The organism is Metabacillus litoralis (assembly GCF_020524045.1).
GTDB classification, from domain to species: Bacteria; Bacillota; Bacilli; order Bacillales; family Bacillaceae; genus Metabacillus; species Metabacillus litoralis_C.
On sequence record NZ_JAIVKL010000001.1, the window covers coordinates 364158 to 380847 of the forward strand.

General features: G+C 33.9%; 15 protein-coding genes. All 15 read right to left on the reverse strand.

Annotated elements, in window-relative coordinates; translation table 11 throughout:
• Window positions 1-9: 9 nt before the first annotated feature.
• Entirely contained in the window at window positions 10-1608 is a 1599-nt protein-coding gene (fliF, locus tag LC076_RS01735; RefSeq protein ID WP_226665703.1) for a flagellar basal-body MS-ring/collar protein FliF, read from the reverse strand.
• A 65-nt stretch (window positions 1609-1673) separates the two neighbouring features.
• The gene (gene fliE, locus LC076_RS01740) at window positions 1674-1988 is read right to left on the reverse strand and encodes a flagellar hook-basal body complex protein FliE (protein WP_226665704.1); all 315 of its coding nucleotides are present in this window, start codon (window positions 1986-1988) and stop codon (window positions 1674-1676) included.
• A 9-nt stretch (window positions 1989-1997) separates the two neighbouring features.
• Window positions 1998-2447, reverse strand: coding sequence for a flagellar basal body rod protein FlgC (gene flgC, locus LC076_RS01745; protein WP_226665706.1), 450 nt, complete (start codon window positions 2445-2447; stop codon window positions 1998-2000).
• Between the two features lie 2 nt (window positions 2448-2449).
• Window positions 2450-2839, reverse strand: coding sequence for a flagellar basal body rod protein FlgB (gene flgB, locus LC076_RS01750; protein WP_226665708.1), 390 nt, complete (start codon window positions 2837-2839; stop codon window positions 2450-2452).
• A gap of 338 nt (window positions 2840-3177) precedes the next feature.
• Window positions 3178-3957: a GTP-sensing pleiotropic transcriptional regulator CodY gene (gene codY, locus LC076_RS01755; protein ID WP_226665710.1), complete on the reverse strand. Its 780-nt coding sequence runs from the start codon at window positions 3955-3957 to the stop codon at window positions 3178-3180.
• 30 nt (window positions 3958-3987) lie between these two features.
• On the reverse strand, window positions 3988-5391 hold the full coding sequence (hslU, locus tag LC076_RS01760) for an HslU--HslV peptidase ATPase subunit (protein ID WP_226665712.1): 1404 nt from the start codon (window positions 5389-5391) through the stop codon (window positions 3988-3990).
• A 17-nt stretch (window positions 5392-5408) separates the two neighbouring features.
• Window positions 5409-5951, reverse strand: coding sequence for an ATP-dependent protease subunit HslV (gene hslV, locus LC076_RS01765; protein ID WP_226665714.1), 543 nt, complete (start codon window positions 5949-5951; stop codon window positions 5409-5411).
• A gap of 30 nt (window positions 5952-5981) precedes the next feature.
• Window positions 5982-6890, reverse strand: coding sequence for a tyrosine recombinase XerC (gene xerC / locus LC076_RS01770; RefSeq protein WP_226665715.1), 909 nt, complete (start codon window positions 6888-6890; stop codon window positions 5982-5984).
• 62 nt (window positions 6891-6952) lie between these two features.
• Window positions 6953-8266 carry an FADH(2)-oxidizing methylenetetrahydrofolate--tRNA-(uracil(54)-C(5))-methyltransferase TrmFO gene (trmFO, locus tag LC076_RS01775; RefSeq protein WP_226665717.1) on the reverse strand — a complete coding sequence of 438 codons (1314 nt, stop codon included), beginning with the start codon at window positions 8264-8266 and terminating at the stop codon, window positions 6953-6955.
• A 102-nt stretch (window positions 8267-8368) separates the two neighbouring features.
• On the reverse strand, window positions 8369-10444 hold the full coding sequence (gene topA, locus LC076_RS01780) for a type I DNA topoisomerase (protein ID WP_226665718.1): 2076 nt from the start codon (window positions 10442-10444) through the stop codon (window positions 8369-8371).
• Between the two features lie 839 nt (window positions 10445-11283).
• Window positions 11284-12159 carry a DNA-processing protein DprA gene (dprA, locus tag LC076_RS01785; RefSeq protein WP_226665720.1) on the reverse strand — a complete coding sequence of 292 codons (876 nt, stop codon included), beginning with the start codon at window positions 12157-12159 and terminating at the stop codon, window positions 11284-11286.
• 63 nt (window positions 12160-12222) lie between these two features.
• On the reverse strand, window positions 12223-13125 hold the full coding sequence (sucD, locus tag LC076_RS01790) for a succinate--CoA ligase subunit alpha (RefSeq protein ID WP_226665721.1): 903 nt from the start codon (window positions 13123-13125) through the stop codon (window positions 12223-12225).
• An 18-nt stretch (window positions 13126-13143) separates the two neighbouring features.
• Window positions 13144-14304 (reverse strand): ADP-forming succinate--CoA ligase subunit beta, encoded by a 1161-nt coding sequence (gene sucC / locus LC076_RS01795; RefSeq protein WP_226665722.1) that lies wholly within the window; start codon window positions 14302-14304, stop codon window positions 13144-13146.
• 533 nt (window positions 14305-14837) lie between these two features.
• Window positions 14838-15119 carry an EscU/YscU/HrcU family type III secretion system export apparatus switch protein gene (locus LC076_RS01800; protein WP_226665723.1) on the reverse strand — a complete coding sequence of 94 codons (282 nt, stop codon included), beginning with the start codon at window positions 15117-15119 and terminating at the stop codon, window positions 14838-14840.
• The gene (locus tag LC076_RS01805) at window positions 15116-16687 is read right to left on the reverse strand and encodes a hypothetical protein (RefSeq protein WP_226665724.1); all 1572 of its coding nucleotides are present in this window, start codon (window positions 16685-16687) and stop codon (window positions 15116-15118) included. The genes LC076_RS01800 and LC076_RS01805 overlap by 4 nt, the downstream gene beginning before the upstream one ends.
• Window positions 16688-16690: the final 3 nt, after the last annotated feature.

The following is a 16690-nucleotide window of genomic DNA, read 5'->3' on the forward strand; positions in this document are numbered from 1 at the left end:
CCAACCCCCCTAATCCTCTGAAATCCATGTACGTAAAAGCTTGGCAAAGTCCTCTGGTTTTTCTTTCGCCATTTTTTCTAGCTGTTTTTTACGAACAGTTCCTTCTGTTTCAACTTCATTATTAATATCTTGAACTCTAATAGGATCTTGAATATCTATATCTTCATCTTCAAACTCATCATTTTCTTGTTTTTTCTTTCTAATTAATAAGAATACCAGCACAATAATTGCTAAAAGTAGAACACCTGCTATAATCCAAACCCAAATTGGGATTGCTTGTGTGGGCACATCTTCAACAAATTGTTGTTTACCATCGAAAGCTTGAACAGATACAACAACCTTATTTGCAAGTTCTTCATCTGTTAATGGTTCTTCATTTGCGTCCTTGTTAATAGATGTTCGAATGACAGTTGCAAGGATTTGTTGAATATCTTCCTCTCTTTCAGGAGTAAAAGATAATGGATCTTCCGGATCTGGAGGCTCAACCATCACTTGTATTCCTAAATCACGAACTTTATAAGGACTTTCAACAATCTGTTTATTAATTCGATTTACCTCATTATTAATTCTTTCTTCGATACGTTCATAGTCGCCATCTTCAGAACCTGTTGCTGCTCCTTCATACCCAGGAATATCCTCTTCTCCTGCACCATTAACACCACCAGCAGCTGCAGCTCCAGAACCGGTATATGCTTCGGTAATTCTTTCAACACTAACAGCAATTCCTTCATCATTACCCTCAACAACTGGAGAAACAAGGTTTTCTTCTCTCGTTTCTTGGGTAAAGTCTATATCAGTAGTTACAGCTACTACAACTTTATCTTGTCCCATCATTGTTCCTAAGAGCTTTTGAACATTACGTTGAATATCTTGTTCTATTTGTGATTTAATCTCTTGTTGTGATGCATAATTAGCACCTTGAGAATTATTTCCATTATTTAAGTCATAATAATTAAAGTTTTGATCCATTATGACGATATTATCAGTAGTTAGGTTTGGAACACTTTTAGAAACTAAATGAAATAATGCATTTACTTTTTCTTGATCTAATTGTGCACCAGGTTTCAAATTAAGTACAACTGATGCAGATGACCCATCAACTTGTTCTCCTACAAATACAGATTCAACAGGCATGTTAATCATCACATTTGCATCATTAACACCCTCGATGCCTTTCATTAAGTTTGCTAACTCTGTTTGTGTCGCTTTTAACTTAATTACGTCAAACTCTTTATCTGTCATTCCAAAACCTGTATCTTGTCCAAAAAACGAATAATCAATCACTCCTGAATCAGGAATTCCCTCCGCAGCAAGTTCAACCATTAAAGAATCAACTTGTTCTTTAGGAACCAATATGGCTGAACCATTATTGGTTATTTCAGATTTAACACCCTTCGCATCTAAGGTTTCTTTTATCTGTCCTGTCTCTGCAGCTGAAAGATTTGAATAAAGAGGGACTAGATTAGGCTTTGAGACAAAATAAGTTAGTAAACCAGCTATGACAAAAAATAAAATTGTACTAGCTATTACTAGAGTTTTTTGCCCTTTGGTTCTACCTTGCCAAATAGCTAATAGTTTATTTTTAGAACTTGTTAATTTATCGTTCATTCCATAAAATCCCCCGGTTACGATGACATGCTTTTTCTAACTAAAAACCATCTTTCATTTAAATATTAAACTTGCATTCTCATCATTTCTTGATAGGCTTCAATTACTTTATTTCTTACTTCAACAGCAGTAAGTAATGTAACACTCGATTTTTGAGCAGATATCATTACATCATGTAATTCAACATTTTTCCCACTTGCAAGTGCATTCGTCTTTTTATCAGAGTCTGCTTGTGCTTGATTAACTTGATTTATTGATTCTTTTAAAAAGTCACCGAAACTTACTTTACTTGTAGCATTCTGATCTAAACCAATTGCTGGTTTCTGTTGTAGTTGAGTTGGTTGTGTTGATATTTGAAAAGGACTAACACGATTTATCATTTATATCACCTATTTCCCAATTTCTAGAGCTTTCAATAACATACCTTTAGTTGCGTTCATTGTAGTCACATTCGCTTCGTAAGAACGTGTACTACTGATTAAATCCACCATTTCTTTTAAAGGATCTACATTTGGCATTGCAACATAACCTTCATCATTTGCATCTGGATGCTCCGGATCATAAATAAGTTCAAATGGTGTTTCATCTTCTTTTATCTCAGTGACTTTTACACCATCACTTTTAGTTGAAGAGCCCATTGCCTTATTCAAAAAAGAAGAAAAATGATTTCCTTGTGGCTGAGTTACAACCATTTTCCTGCGATAGGGTTGCCATTCACCGTCAATAAATTCTCCTCTAGTCGTATCCATATTTGCCATATTAGAAGAAATTACGTCCATTCTAACTCTCTGAGCAGTTAATGCAGATCCTGAAGTATTAATTGAATGAAATATCGACATAATTAATTCCCACCTTTAATGACTGTTTTTAAAGAATTATATTTACTGCTTAAACGATCGATCAGTGCATTATATTGAATTTGATTTTTCGCCATTTCAGTCATTTCTTGATCAATATCTACATTATTTCCATTGTGTTGATAATTTGTGTTATTTCTAGTTACAATTTGGTAACCTTTTGAACTAGATCCAAAGTCTATGTGCTTAGCATTTGTTTTAAAAGCATCGAATTTACTTAGTTCATTTGTTAATACCTTATTAAAACGGACTTCTTGGGCTTTATAATTTGGTGTATCTATATTAGCAATATTATTTGATATCACTTTTTGCTTTGCAGTTGAATAAGATATGGCATTTTCTAAATTTGTTATTGTATTTGAAAAAAGTTTCATAGTATCCCCTCACAAAAAAATAAATACGATCGTATCGTATACTGTCGAAATCTGTTATTTGATATTTCAATTGTATGAAATAATAGTCTTAAAGTCTATCAAGACTTTGTAAAAAAAAGTCGGATTTTCTATCTATTTTAAATAAAGGACTATTGAACTATATGAATTACATCTTATTTTATCCATTTAAATAGCTAATCGAGCGAGGTTTACCTAAAAAAGAGGTGTGTTTTTCTTCTTATACAAACGTAACACAAATTTCGACAAATCCATACCTATAATTATTTTCCAATTTCCATAAAAAAAGCACTTCTAGGACACTAGAAGTGCTTTTTTTATTAATTTGTTTTCATTTTTTCTAGCTCAAGAAGAAATTTATCATTTAGTACTTTAATGTATGTTCCTTTCATTCCTAAAGAACGGGATTCAATGACACCTGCACTTTCAAGTTTACGAAGTGCATTAACAATAACTGACCGAGTAATCCCCACTCTATCTGCAATCTTACTTGCTACTAATAATCCTTCATTACCATTTAACTCTTCAAATATATGCTCAATCGCCTCTAATTCACTGTAAGATAGAGAGCTTATCGCCATTTGGACAACAGCTTTACTACGAGCTTCTTCTTCAATTTCTTCTGCTTTTTCACGAAGTATTTCCATTCCAACAACTGTTGCACCGTACTCAGCTAAAATTAAGTCTTCATCCTCAAATTGTTCCTGTACTCTCGCTAGAATTAATGTACCTAGACGTTCTCCTCCACCAATAATAGGAACAATAGTTGTTAAGCCATTTTTGAACAATTCACGGTTTTCAATCGGGAAAGCTGTATATTCACTGTATACATCTATATTTGATGACGTTTCAGTTACATTAAATAAGTTATTCGTGTACTCTTCCGGAAATTGACGATCCTCAAGCATTTTTTTCATTCTTTCATTTTCGATCAACTGATTAACAGCAAAACCTAAGAGCTTTCCTCTACGACTAACAACAAATATATTAGCCATAATCACTTCACTCAAAGTTTCTGCCATTTCTTTAAAGTTTACTGGTTTTCCTGCTGCTTTTTGAAGCATAGCGTTAATTTTACGTGTTTTCTGTAATAGAGCCATAATTGGTTCCTCCTGTGACATATTAAATTGTTATAATATGAATTGACTTAAGTCTTTATTTTTAGATATTTTACCTAACTTCTCTTCTACATATTGTGGTGTAATAACGACTTTTTCTAAATTAATATCTGGAGCCTCAAAAGATAGATCTTCTAATAAGCGTTCAAGTATTGTATGTAACCTTCTTGCTCCAATGTTATCAGTATCTTGATTTACTTCAAACGCTACTTCTGCTAATCTACGTATAGCATCGTCAGAAAATTCTAATTGTATACCTTCTGTTTCAATCAATGCCTGATATTGCTTTAATAATGCATTATCAGGTTCAACCAATATTTTCACAAAATCTTCAATACTTAATTTAGTCAGCTCCACACGAATTGGAAATCTTCCTTGTAGTTCAGGAATTAAATCTGACGGCTTAGCAATATGGAAAGCACCCGCAGCAATAAATAATACATGATCTGTTTTAACTGAACCATATTTAGTTACAATCGTTGATCCTTCAACAATTGGAAGGATATCTCTTTGAACTCCCTCTCGAGAAACATCTGCAGAAGAGCCACCTTTTGACTTTCCAGCGATTTTATCAATTTCGTCAATGAAAATAATTCCCGATTGTTCAGCTCTAATAATCGCATCCTGAGTAACTTCATCCATATCGATAAGCTTGCTTGCTTCTTCATTTATTAAAGCTTTTCTAGCTTCTCTAACGATTAGTTTACGCTTCTTTCTTTTCTTAGGCATAAGACTTCCCAATGCATCTTGCATATTCATTCCCATCTGCTCCATACCTGAACCTTGAAGCATATCGAACATAGATGCTTGTTGTTCATCTACCTCTATTGTTACATAATGGTCTTCTAGCTCACCTAATGCTAATTGATGTGCAATACGACGGCGTTTTTCTTGTATATTAGTTTCTTCGGTCGTTGTTTCTTCTTGGTCCTGATTTTGATTTGCACCTGCACCAAACAACATTTCTAATGGATTTTTAGCAGCACTCTGCTTTTTCTTGCTAGGTACAAGAATATCCACTAACCGTTTGTTTGCGTTTTCTTCTGCAAGGTCTTTTACATCAGCAATTTTTTCTTCTTTCACAAGACGAACAGACGTTTCGACTAAATCTCTAACCATAGACTCAACATCTCTTCCTACGTAACCAACCTCAGTGAATTTTGTCGCTTCTACTTTAATAAAAGGTGCCCCAGCAAGTTTAGCGATCCTTCTAGCAATTTCAGTTTTTCCAACACCTGTAGGTCCGATCATGAGAATATTTTTAGGTACAACTTCATCTCGAAGCTTATCACTTAGCAAGCTTCTTCTATAACGGTTTCTTAGTGCAACAGCAACAGCTTTTTTAGCATCTTTTTGTCCCACAATATATTGATCTAGTTTTTCAACAATTTGTTTTGGTGTTAGCTCTTTTTTCAACCTATTTGCCTCCCTTATTAAAGCTCTTCGACAATAATATTAAGATTGGTGTACACACAAATTTCACCGGCTATAGTTAATGCACTTTTTGCAATATCTTTGGCGGATAAACTTTCACCAGAAAAGCGCTTTAATGCACGGCCAGCCGACAAAGCATAGTTTCCACCAGATCCAATAGCTAAAATTCCGTCATCAGGTTCAATGACCTCACCAGTTCCAGAAACTAGTAATAAATGTTCTTCATTCATAACAATCAGCATTGCCTCTAATCTTCTTAAAACCTTATCACTTCGCCACTCTTTCGCTAGTTCAACAGCAGCTCTTTGTAAATTCCCATTGTATTCTTCAAGCCTATTTTCAAAAAGTTCAAATAAAGTAAATGCATCTGCAACAGAACCCGCAAACCCTGCAATAACTTTTCCATTAAAAATCTTTCTCACTTTTTTGGCAGTATGTTTCATAACTACAGCATTTCCAAAAGTTACTTGACCATCTCCTGCCATAGCTGCTTTGCCATTATGTTGAATCGCAAATATGGTTGTTGCATGAAATTGAGACATGTTTTTTACCTCCTGGTAATCTCTATTAAGTTAAGCTCTTGGATGGTGTGTCATATAGATTTTCTTCAGATGATCTTTCGTCACATGAGTATATACTTGTGTTGAAGATAAATGAGCATGACCTAATAATTCCTGAACACTTCTCATGTCTGCACCTTCGTTTAATAAATGTGTTGCAAAAGTATGACGAAACATATGAGGATGAACATGAAGTGTTGAGGATGCTTTTTTAATCATTTCATTTAGAATATATCTTACTCCACGTTCAGTTATTTGAGCTCCACGATGGTTAACAAATAAATAAGAGTGTTGATCTGAAGCACTCAAATGACTAGTAATGCTAATTCTTCCCCTATTAATAAATTGTTCAAGAGCATCTTGTGCATAGCTTCCAAAAGGAATATATCTTTGTTTACCACCTTTTCCGTTAACAAGAACTGTACCAATGAAAAAATCAAGATCTGTGAGTTTTATATTACAACATTCACTTACTCGAATTCCAGTACCATATAAGACTTCAATTAATGCTTGATTTCTTTGCCCTAACGGGGTATTACAATCTGAGATTGAGAATATTTTTTCGATTTCTTCTGTATATAGAAATTTAGGTATATTTTGTTCCTTTTTAGGTAAAGAAACCAGTGAAAATGGATTTTCACTGAGCATTTCTTCTCTAACTAGAAACCTAAAAAAACTCCTTAATGAAGATACTTTTCTAGATATTGTTTTCCTAGAATAATTTCTTTTATGTAACTGCGTTAAATATAAACGTGTATCTTGATATGTAATTTCTTCTAGGTGTTCGAGTGCCTGTTCCTTCATAAAGGAAGCAAAATTTTCTATTTCATTAACGTAATTCACAACTGTATATTGTGAATAACTTTTCTCGATTTGTAAATATTCAACGAACAAATTTAATAAAACCTTAACATTATTCATTTAAACACCTCACAAGGGCTACTAAATGTTATCACAACCTTAGTAGCCCTTGCAAATAGTTTCTATAAATTTTTCGAAATGTTTTGAATTGTTTCTATCGCACGATTTGCATGCATTTCATTTCGTTCTTTTTTACTTTTAATTCTAACTGGCAATTCAGCAAAAATACCAAAATTAGCATTCATAGGCTGGAAATTATCAGGATTTGTTGTTGTAATGTATTTTGCCATACTACCAATTGCCGTTTCATGTGGAAATTCAACCATTTCTCTCCCTAAAACATAATGAGCAGCGTTTATTCCAGCAACTAAACCTGACGCGGCAGATTCTACATAGCCTTCAACACCCGTCATCTGTCCAGCAAAAAATAGATCTTCACGATCTTTATATTGATATGTTGACTTTAAAAGCCTAGGTGAATTAATAAATGTATTGCGGTGCATAACACCATATCGTACTACCTCTGCATTTTCTAAACCAGGAATAAGTGACAATACTTCTTTTTGTGGTCCCCATTTTAAATGAGTTTGGAAACCGACGATATTATATAAGGTACCTGCTGCATCATCTTGTCGAAGTTGAACAACTGCATAAGGTCTTTTCCCTGTTTTCGGATCTTCTAAACCTACTGGTTTTAAAGGTCCAAACAACATTGTTTTTCTTCCTCTTTTCGCCATTACTTCTAGAGGCATACAACCTTCAAAAAATATCTCTTTTTCAAACTCTTTTAATGGGACTGTTTCAGCAGCTATTAAAGCTTCATAAAAACGATCAAACTCCTCTTCTGTCATCGGACAGTTTAAGTATGCTGCTTCTCCCTTGTCATATCGAGATTTTAGATATACTTTATCCATATCGATACTATCTTTTTCAATGATTGGTGCTGCTGCATCATAGAAATATAGATACTCTTCACCAGTCAGTGATTTAAGTTGTTCAGAAAGGTTTTTCGAAGTAAGAGGACCTGTCGCAATGATCGTTGGTCCGTTAGGGATTTGTCCCATTTCTTCATTATATACTGTAACATTTGGATGTTCTTTTACAAGTTGAGTAACTCTTCCAGCAAATTCATGCCGATCAACTGCTAACGCCCCACCAGCAGGAACTGCACATTCATCGGCCGCTTTAATAATAACAGAGTCAAGAACTCTCATTTCTTCTTTTAAAACACCAACTGCATTTGTTAAAGTATTTGCTCGTAAAGAATTACTACATACTAATTCAGCAAACTTATCCGTATGATGTGCTGGTGTTTTTACAACAGGTCTCATTTCATACAAATTAACCTTTATACCTCTTTTAGCCAATTGCCAAGCAGCCTCACTGCCTGCTAAACCTGCACCAATTACATTAACTGTAGTACCACTTTGATTCATGTTGTTAATTCCTCCACATTTTAAAAAATCTATGTATGAAAGATTATATCAGTAAGTTAAACAGTATATACAAAGATAAAGAGGTGAGCTAAAGAGGCTCACCTACTTTTGTTGTTCTTCTTTATAATCACATTCCATACATTGAACTTGAACACCTTTTTTAAGCTTTTTCTCAACTAACATATTATCACACTTTGGACAGTTTCTTGCTATTGGTTTATCCCATGATAGAAATTCACATTCTGGATATTGGTTACACCCGTAAAAAATTCGACGTTTTTTAGATTTTCTTTCTACAATCATACCTTCTTCACAGCTAGGACATTTTACACCAATTTCTTTTACAATTGGTTTTGTATTTCGACAGTCAGGGAAATTAGAACAAGCCATGAACTTTCCGTATCTTCCCATCTTATATACCATATGATGACCACATTCTTCACAATCTACACCAGCAGGCTCATCTTTTATTTCAATTTTTTCCATTTCATTTTCTGCTTTAATGAGTCTTGGAGAAAAATCTTTATAAAAATCATCTAGAATTTTTATCCATTCTATTTGGCCATCTTCAACCTCATCTAAACTGTGCTCCATATTTGCAGTGAACTCTACATTGATAATTTCCGGGAAAAACTCCATGATGAGTTCTAGTACAATTTCGCCAAGTTCTGTAGGAATAAATCTCTTGTTATCAAGAGAAACATACCCTCTCTTTTGAACTGTATCAAGTGTTGGAGCATATGTCGAAGGACGTCCAATACCCAGCTCTTCTAATGTCTTAACCAACCTTGCCTCTGTATATCTTGGAGGTGGCTGTGTGAAATGTTGTGCCGGTTCAATATCCTTTGAGAAGACTTCGTCACCTTCTTTTAAATCTGGTAGTAGGCGATCTTTTTCCTCAATTTGATCATCATTTCCCTCTACATACACTTTCATGAACCCAGGAAATTTAATCTTCGAACCTGTTGCTCTAAACATCACACCATTATTCATTAAATCTACACTCATGGTATCTAAAATACCTGGTGCCATTTGACTTGAAACAAAGCGCTCCCAAATTAATTTATATAATCTCAATTGATCCCTGCTTAAAAATTCTTTCATTGAAGCAGGATCACGAAGAGTTGAAGTTGGACGAATCGCTTCATGTGCATCTTGTGTATTAGAATTCTTCTTAGTTGATTTTGCTTTAATACCAAGATACTCGTTTCCATATTTCTCTTCAATATAATGAGCAGCCTCAGTTTGAGCTGTTTCTGATATTCTTGTAGAATCTGTTCTCATATATGTGATTAAGCCAACAGTACCCTCTTTACCTAGTTCAATTCCTTCGTAAAGCTGCTGAGCAATCATCATTGTTTTCTTAGCTCTAAAATTTAACTTACGTGCAGCTTCTTGTTGTAAAGTAGATGTAGTAAAAGGAACAGCAGGGTTTCTTTTGCGTTCTTTTTTAGTAACCTTTTCAACATTAAAGCTGTTACCTTGAATATCTTTTAAGATATCTTTCACATCATCTTCTGAGTTTAATTCTCTTTTCTTACCATTTATTCCATAAAACGAAGCATCAAAAGCTTTTTGCCCTTTTAGGAATTGACCATCTATTGACCAATATTCTTCTGGAACAAATTTTTTAATTTCCTTTTCACGATCAATAATTAGTCTTACAGCAACAGATTGAACTCTCCCGGCACTTAAACCTTTTTTAACTTTTTTCCATAAAATAGGACTAATCTTATATCCAACAAGTCGATCAAGTACTCTTCTAGCTTGTTGTGCATCTACAAGGTCCATATTTATAGATCTTGGATGCTTAAAAGACTCTTTGATTGCATCCTTTGTAATCTCATTAAAGACAACTCGACAGTCAGAATGTATATCAACATCAAGGCTATGAGCTAAATGCCATGCAATTGCTTCCCCTTCACGATCCGGGTCAGCTGCGAGAAATACTTTTTTCGCTTTTTTTGCGGCAGTTCTCAATTCTTTAAGAACAGATCCTTTACCACGAATTGTAATGTATTTAGGCTCAAAATTATGTTCAACATCTACTCCTATTTGACTTTTAGGTAGATCACGTACATGTCCCATTGAAGCCTTTACCTTATATTTTTTTCCTAAGTATCTTTCAATCGTTTTTGCTTTAGCAGGTGATTCAACAATGACTAAATAGTCCGACATAACTTTGTCCTCCTTAAGAGGTGTTCTCTTTTTATATTTCTTTTTATAAGTTTCTGCTCATTTATTTTTTTGGCTTTGCTACATTTGGTTGTTCATTTCATTTATAGGTATTCGATTTCAGGGATGCTCCTCGTAAGTGACCTTTGGTGTCCCTCTCTTACGTAAGTCAAGCAGTAGTCTCAGTCTCAAATATTAAGAACTAATTAATAAAGTGATAATAATCAACATTTGGCTTAACCTTAACAAGTGCTAATATTTAGAAAGTACCTGAAATGATATCATCTAATTAACTTTCGAATATACTTACTCGTTATAAAAAAATGTTTTTGTAAATTTTTAATTAGTTAAAATTTTGGCTCTGTTAAACTTTGTGGTTGATTTCCGTTACAGGCATCGCTTTCCGCGGGCGGTCAGGAAGCCTCCTCGGCGCAAGCGCCTGTGGGGTCTCCCTTCGACACGCTTCTCTAAGCAGGAGTCTCATGCCTTTCACTCCAATCAACCAAGTGCTAAAAAACAACCTTAAGCTTTAACATAGCCTAAATTTATTAGTGAACAAAAATCATAGAGGTTACAAAACAGATTTTTTATTATAGGTTAATATCTAGATTTTAACTATTTATAGAAATGCTCAATTTTTATAAGTCTTTAATAGAAAGTATATTTTTTTGATTCGATTATTGATTGAATGACTTTCTAAATCTCCACTATTATTAAATATTATTTTATGTTTTGTCAAACACTATTAAAGAAATTATACCTATCATATACTATTTCCACACGAAATAACATGAATATTTTAACTAAAATTACAGATTTTTCTATAGATTTTCAAGAATTCACTATATACATATTAATTCCACCTTTATATCTTCTGCCTCTCGTACAAGCTTAGCACCACTTAAAATTAGTTCATTCGTACCCGAACTACATTCATCAAAAATGGAACCTGGAACAGCAAAAACCTCCCTATTTTGGTCTAATGCTTGGTGTGCAGTGATAAGCGATCCACTTCTTTTTTTTGCTTGTACAACAATCGTACCTGCTGATAGCCCACTGATTATCCTATTTCTCATGGGAAAATGCCATTTCTGAGGTTTAGTATCTGGAGGGTGTTCTGAAAGGATTAAATGTGAAGAAATCGTTTTTGCAAGAGGAATATTTTCTTTTGGATACACATGATATAAACCACCAGCAATAACGGCTATTGTTTTGCCGCTATTATTTATAGCCGTTTCATGAGCAATTGTATCGATACCTTTAGCCATACCGCTAACAATCACCCATTTGTCTTTTATTAATGGTTTTAAGATATGCTCGACAGCCATTTTTCCATAATCAGAAGGATATCTAGTTCCAACGACACTTAATAAATTTGAGTTGCTAGCTAAGCGAATATCTCCTTTATAGAAAAGTATTGGTGGAGGATCCGAGATTTGTTTTAACATCTCAGGATAATTTTTATGAAAAATAGTTATATAGGAGATATTTTCACGATAATATTGCTCATGTAATTTCTCAAAACTCTGGTTCATATATTCTTGTGTAATTGTATTAACTTGTTTTTCCTTAACATTCAAGAAATGAATCCATTCTGTGTATTTAAAATTGTGAAAGTTAGCTAAAGACGGATCAATCTTGAGTAATTTATTAAGAAGATTGCTACTTACACTTTTACAATGTGATAAAATAAAAATTTTTTTTGTTAATACATCCATTTCTGTCCTCCTCATTTTTAAACATGCTTAAAAGGAACAGGTTAAAAACCTGTTCCTTCAAAATTAATGTGTTTTACATTTTTCCAATAATCCTTGTTCTTCAAGAACAGAGATTAGTGTTTCACCCATAACTGAAGGTGTGTCAGCTACTTTAATTCCACACTCATTCATTGTTTTAATTTTTTCTTCTGCAGTCCCTTTACCACCTGAAATAATAGCTCCAGCATGGCCCATACGCTTTCCTGGAGGTGCAGTTTGTCCGCCAATGAAGCCTACAACAGGTTTAGTCATATTTGCTTTAACCCACTCTGCTGCTTCTTCTTCAGCAGTACCACCAATTTCTCCGATCATGATGACAGCATAAGTATCTTCATCTTCGTTGAAAGCTTTAAGTACATCGATAAAGTTCGTCCCATTAACAGGATCTCCACCGATACCTACAGCTGTAGATTGACCAATTCCAGCTTGTGATAATTGATGTACTGCTTCATAAGTAAGGGTTCCAGAACGAGATACAACACCTACATGACCTTTTTTATGAATATATCCAGGCATAATACCTATTTTACATTCGTCAGGTGTGATAACTCCAGGGCAGTTAGGTCCTACAAGTCGAGTTTTCTTACCTTCCATATATCTTTTTACGTTTACCATATCCAATACTGGAATATGCTCTGTTATACAAATCACAAGATCTAGCTCTGCATCTACGCCTTCCATGATTGCATCAGCAGCGAAAGCAGCAGGTACATAAATAACAGATGCATTTGCACCAGTTTTTTGAACAGCTTCTTGTACTGTATTGAACACAGGTACTCCTTCAACTTCAGTTCCACCTTTACCAGGTGTTACACCACCAACAATATTTGTACCATACTCTAGCATTTGCTTTGTATGAAATAGAGCAGTTGATCCAGTAATACCTTGTACGATAACTTTTGTATCTTTATTAATAAATACACTCATGTTTGTCCCCTGCCTTTCTTACTCTACTAATGAAACGATTTTTTGTGCGCCGTCAGCCATAGACTCTGCAGAAGTAATATTTAGACCTGATTCATTTAAAATTTTCTTACCTAAGTCTACATTTGTTCCTTCAAGACGAACGACAAGCGGTATTTCTAAACCTACTTGTTTCGTAGCTTCTACTACACCTTCTGCAATAACATCACATTTCATGATTCCACCAAAAATATTCACAAAAATACCTTTAACATTTTCGTCAGAAAGGATGATTTTAAATGCTTCTGTTACTTTTTCTGCAGTCGCGCCGCCCCCAACATCCAGGAAGTTTGCGGGATCTCCACCATAGTACTTAATAATGTCCATTGTAGACATCGCAAGACCAGCACCATTTACCATACATCCAATGTTTCCATCTAAAGATATATAGCTTAAATCATATTTAGATGCTTCAATTTCTTTCGCATCTTCTTCCTCAAGATCTCTGTACTCTACAATATCTTTATGACGATACAGTGCATTTGAATCAAAATTAAGTTTTGCATCAAGCGCCATTACTTTTCCATCACCAGTAACGACTAATGGATTTATTTCAGCAATAGAACAATCCTTTTCAACAAATACTTTGTATAAGCCCATCATGAATTTAACAGCTTGCCCCACTAATTCTTTTGGAATATTGATGTTAAATGCAATTCTTCTTGCTTGATATCCTTGTAATCCTACAGCAGGATCAATAACTTCTTTAAAGATTTTTTCAGGATTTTGCTCTGCTACCTCTTCAATTTCTGTTCCGCCTTCCTCAGAAGCCATAAGAACAACTCGAGATGTAGCACGATCTAATACAAGACCCACGTAATATTCTTTCTTAATATCACAGCCTTCTTCGACAAGAAGTCTTTTCACTTCTTTTCCTTCAGGACCTGTTTGGTGTGTTACAAGGGTTTTCCCTAAAATTTCTTCAGCATATGTACGTGCTTCTTCAAGGTTTTTAGCAACTTTTACCCCACCAGCTTTTCCACGTCCACCTGCATGGATTTGAGCTTTAACGACCACTACTTCTGTTCCAAGTTCTTTTGCAGCTTCTACCGCTTCATCTACTGAAAAAGCCACTTGTCCATTTGGTACAGACACTCCGTATTTACGAAGGAGTTCTTTTCCTTGGTACTCATGGATATTCATTTGCCATCCTCCTAACCTATTTGCAAAAATAAAAATTATACTGCGCTTTCATTTTATATAATAGTTCGAACATTGTCTATAATTCCATACAAAATAGTGAGATCCTTTTTAAAAATTTAATTTTTATTTTTTTAATATAAAGCTATTTTAAGTAGTTTATCATTAAAAGTAGTTTTATTTTTAGCTACTTGTTTTAGAAATTTCACGCTTTTTTACTGTATTTTTTCTAATAAACTTCTACACCCTTTTGATATTTATAAAAGAAGTCTATATGAGCTGATGACGCAATCATTGTTGCTACTATAGTAATAATACTTAAATACATTTGAAAATACTGGTAGGGATTTAGTTTAAATAAGAAATTTCTTCTTTCAGAAAGTGAATAATAGATCATCCAAAAGCTTGTACTCTTCATTCTGATTGTTATAAAGATAGACTCTGTTAAATACCTTCATTATACTACGTCTTCTGCTAATGAATAGTAAACCTTCTCTTAAGACAACTTTGAATATGGTTCAATAACAAAAACTTCATTATTTGTCTTCTTGCAACTCACTCTCCATTTTATATACAAATGCGAAGATTTCTGCAACTGCTTCATATAACTCTTCAGGTATTTGTTGATGAATCTCTAATTTAGACAATAACTCAAGTAATGCAGGGTCTTCTTGGATATGAACTTGATTTTTTTTAGCCGTCTCTAGGATCTCATCAGCTACAAGTCCTTGCCCTTTTGCAATGACAAGGGGTGCTTCTTCTTTATCAACATTATATTTTAGTGCTATCGCTTGTTTTATCTTATTTTCTTTTGTCATATTTTAAAATCAACTCCAGTATAAGAAAAATTACCCTGAGAGTTAGTTAAAAGGTCCAATGGTTTATCTCTATACTTGTTTATCTCAAAGGGCTTAACACTAACAGAGGTTAATTGATAATTCATCTCTGTTAAGGACTGCTTTATGAGATCAAAATTACTTGAAACGAACTTTTTTAATTCTGCGTTATCATTTGTAATTGTGATTGTCATGACACGATTTTGAATTTGTACATCAACCATTGTTTCTGCTAATTTAGGTAGTTGCAAATAAAATAATATCCGACAAAAAGCTGGGTCAATTGTCCCGTCTTGATGTTTTTTCCCTTGCCATTGTATTGTTAAATCAGATTGGTGATTAATGGCATATAGTGGTATTTGGGTAATAATTTGCTGTGTTGGCCCATGGTCCTGAGTAAGTAAAGCATGTCCATTTAAACGTTGAACTAAATGCTCTATTTGATCCCTCAAAACTGGTATATCTACCTCCTTACTAGCAATAACTAATAGTTCTTTTAGTGTTTTCATACTGTTTTGATCATCATTATCACGCAAAACTTGAGTTTGTAATTTAATATGGCCTAGTTGTTTCTCTAAATCTAGTAATGTATGAAGTACATGGTCTTTTGTTAGAAAGCTCATCATATCAGACGAAATTTTTTTTATTAAACTTAACTCAGAGTCACTTATGAACTTTGGTCCGATAATAGGTTCTTCAATATTTATTAAAGTTTGCTTTTTCACTTGTTCGTTTGAGAGCAGCATATTTCTAATCTCATTTTTAACTGTGTTCAGCACTTGTTCATTTTGAAATTTCACAGTAAGTTTCTGGAGCGTTTGTTGTTCACTTTTAGTTAAATTCATAGCTTCTTCAGGATTTGCAATATAATTAATGACCTTTTCAATAACCGTGTTTACCGGATTTTGTTTTAATTTAATTATTGCTTGAGTTAATTGATTCAAGCTAGGAACTTCACTTTTTACTTTTTGTATGTTATCGATAATACTTTCAATTTGACTTGTTAGTGGTTGCTCAGTTTGAGTTTGAACAAGTGAACTTATAATAGAATGTGTTAATGGAAAATTTTGCTTTATAGCATATTGAATGGCCTGTATTGTTTGAGGTATAGCTTTTTTATCAGTGTTTTTAATGATTTCTGTAGCCGCACCAAACTGTTCACTTGTCATCGGTATATTTTCTTTCATTAACTCTTTTGCTAGTAATACATTATTTCTTGTAGGCTTTTGTTGAAATAAGTGTACTAGGTCTTTAGCAATAGCTTGCTTTGAATTCTTATCATATTCAACTTGCTTGACCATCTTCAAGTTAATTCCTTGTTTCAATGACCCACCAACCTTAAACCAGTAGTTCTCTTTTGTTGACATTGATGTTTCAAGCTGTGCTACGAGCTTTGATTGCCCTATTTGAATTAAAGCCTTTTGATCAGGAAATAATTTTAGGACTTTTCCATGAACAATCTGATTTTCTTTTAGCGACAGCTGATTTTCTGATTGTGATAGTGAGATACTTTTATGAAGGAGATTTGTAAATGTATGGATTGGATTCATAAA

What these genes read in the sequence shown, in the direction of transcription:
- topA (WP_226665718.1), bottom strand. Translation starts at nt 10,444, where the DNA reads ATGTCGGACTATTTAGTCATTGTTGAATCACCTGCTAAAGCAAAAACG.
- dprA (WP_226665720.1), bottom strand. Translation starts at nt 12,159, where the DNA reads ATGGATGTATTAACAAAAAAAATTTTTATTTTATCACATTGTAAAAGT.
- xerC (WP_226665715.1), bottom strand. Translation starts at nt 6,890, where the DNA reads ATGAATAATGTTAAGGTTTTATTAAATTTGTTCGTTGAATATTTACAA.
- fliE (WP_226665704.1), bottom strand. Translation starts at nt 1,988, where the DNA reads ATGATAAATCGTGTTAGTCCTTTTCAAATATCAACACAACCAACTCAA.
- codY (WP_226665710.1), bottom strand. Translation starts at nt 3,957, where the DNA reads ATGGCTCTATTACAGAAAACACGTAAAATTAACGCTATGCTTCAAAAA.
- fliF (WP_226665703.1), bottom strand. Translation starts at nt 1,608, where the DNA reads ATGAACGATAAATTAACAAGTTCTAAAAATAAACTATTAGCTATTTGG.
- flgC (WP_226665706.1), bottom strand. Translation starts at nt 2,447, where the DNA reads ATGTCGATATTTCATTCAATTAATACTTCAGGATCTGCATTAACTGCT.
- sucD (WP_226665721.1), bottom strand. Translation starts at nt 13,125, where the DNA reads ATGAGTGTATTTATTAATAAAGATACAAAAGTTATCGTACAAGGTATT.
- flgB (WP_226665708.1), bottom strand. Translation starts at nt 2,839, where the DNA reads ATGAAACTTTTTTCAAATACAATAACAAATTTAGAAAATGCCATATCT.
- trmFO (WP_226665717.1), bottom strand. Translation starts at nt 8,266, where the DNA reads ATGAATCAAAGTGGTACTACAGTTAATGTAATTGGTGCAGGTTTAGCA.
- sucC (WP_226665722.1), bottom strand. Translation starts at nt 14,304, where the DNA reads ATGAATATCCATGAGTACCAAGGAAAAGAACTCCTTCGTAAATACGGA.
- hslV (WP_226665714.1), bottom strand. Translation starts at nt 5,951, where the DNA reads ATGTCTCAATTTCATGCAACAACCATATTTGCGATTCAACATAATGGC.
- LC076_RS01805 (WP_226665724.1), bottom strand. Translation starts at nt 16,687, where the DNA reads ATGAATCCAATCCATACATTTACAAATCTCCTTCATAAAAGTATCTCA.
- LC076_RS01800 (WP_226665723.1), bottom strand. Translation starts at nt 15,119, where the DNA reads ATGACAAAAGAAAATAAGATAAAACAAGCGATAGCACTAAAATATAAT.